The organism is Arthrobacter sp. STN4 (assembly GCF_024539665.1).
Lineage (GTDB): Bacteria > Actinomycetota > Actinomycetes > Actinomycetales > Micrococcaceae > Specibacter.
In genome coordinates, this window is sequence record NZ_JAKZGX010000066.1 from 1 (window position 1) to 1702 (window position 1702).

The 1702-nt window shown below is 62.0% G+C and carries 1 protein-coding gene and 1 pseudogene; both read left to right on the top strand.

What is annotated here, in order from left to right; genetic code table 11:
* Nucleotides 1–570: 570 nt before the first annotated feature.
* Nucleotides 571–1185: a DUF6318 family protein gene (locus tag MMF96_RS19320; RefSeq protein ID WP_256884465.1), complete on the top strand. Its 615-nt coding sequence runs from the start codon at nucleotides 571–573 to the stop codon at nucleotides 1183–1185.
* A gap of 2 nt (nucleotides 1186–1187) precedes the next feature.
* Nucleotides 1188–1702 (top strand): annotated as a pseudogene (locus MMF96_RS19325) (hypothetical protein); the annotation flags it as partial.

The following is a 1702-nucleotide window of genomic DNA, read 5'->3' on the forward strand; positions in this document are numbered from 1 at the left end:
GGCCGCGGCCGCGGTAAGGGCGGCGGCCAGGCTGAGCAGGCGGCGGATAGGCCCGCCGGCCACCGACGTCCCTGCCGACGTCCCTGCCGCCGTGCCGGTGCCTCCCGGGCCCGGCACCCTTGCCGTTGTCTCCATGCACACCACGCTACAACCAGCCACCGACAAACATTCGCGGGAAACCCGCGAATGTGGACAACCCTAGAACACACATTCCCTGTGGAGGCCCCACCACACAAAAACGGCCCAAACCAGCAACAACCCCCCGGCCAACAACGCACGCCGCCACGGCACATGCCCCATCAGGCCACCAGCCAACCCGAAAAGACGCGCAAGGCGGAGACCGCGCCGCTGTGGATAAGTTGGTGGTCCAGATCACACATGTGGGGTAGCTTGTTGTCAAGCTGAAACGGGGCTCCAGCAATGCAGGGTCCCTCCTCAACGCACCCGGGGGTCCGCATGACGACCAGCAAGCCACACTCGCATCACCGCGACGAGCGCCGACAGGCAAGGCGAAAACTGCGTGCACGGGATCTGCTGCGGAGTTGGCGCCGACGAGCCACCCTGCCGGCCGTGGCCCTCACCGCAGTGCTCGCCCTCGCCGGGTGCGGAACGGACTCGCCACCGAACAGAGCACCCAGCCCCGCCACGGCTCCGCCAACCAGTGCGGCACCAGCAACCACGGCGGCGCCGACGACGCCGCCCATCCCGGTGTACAAGCCCGCCACCGCCAACGGACCGGCCCAAAACGTCCCCGTCCCGGTGCTGCCCGCCAAGGCCAAGGAATTCTCCAAGGCCGGACTCGAAGCCTTCGCCACCTACTGGTACTCCACGCTCGGCTACGCCTATGAAACCGGCAACACAGGCCCCATGATGGCCGTCACGGACACGGGCTGCACCACATGTGCCAACGTGAAAAAGACAGTTGTTGCATGGCATCACGAGGGCAGGTGGATAGTTGGCGGACAAATGAAAGTAATTTCCTCGGATAGCAAGTTCGTCAAGACACCAGAGAACACATATCAAGCGATTGTCATCATTCAGCAGGCACAAGTGTCGTTCCATGAGCAACCAGGCACGCCATATAAGCAGTTGCCGCAACGCATAGCGCGCCCTGACATTGTCGTTGCTTCTTACACTGATGGACACTGGGTGGCTCTCAAAGCAGAACACCTCACTAGAGACTGATCATGGGCTCATTCCATAGCATCACCGCAACGCGATTTTGGATAACGGCCGTTCTAACAACTGGCCTGACGCTGGTGCTGGTTCCGAGTGCGCACGGCGACGACGCACATGATGTTGCCAACGATTGGGACCCCACGGGCATATCAACGGAAGCCTGGAACCCAGCGCCAGGCGGCGGCGGTTATTGGACCAACATCGACTTGCCTGCAGCCGCCGATCCTTATATCTATAAATACGTCATGGCCTGTTCTGAAAACAGACCAGGAACTCCTCGCAGTTGCATTGCAGGCGAACGTGAATGCACGGAAGCGAAAGGCGGACGAGCCGTCGACTGGTACAGGTCACTGAAACCACCAAGCCGGCAAGTCTGGACCCTGGTGTCCAAGGCCACCTGCATCTACACCGAAAAACCCCGCGACATCCTGGCCGAGATCGCCGCGCAGATCAGCCACGAATTCCAAAAAACACCCGTCCAACCCGCCACCGTCGGCTCCCAACCCGGCCCCCACACCCTCCG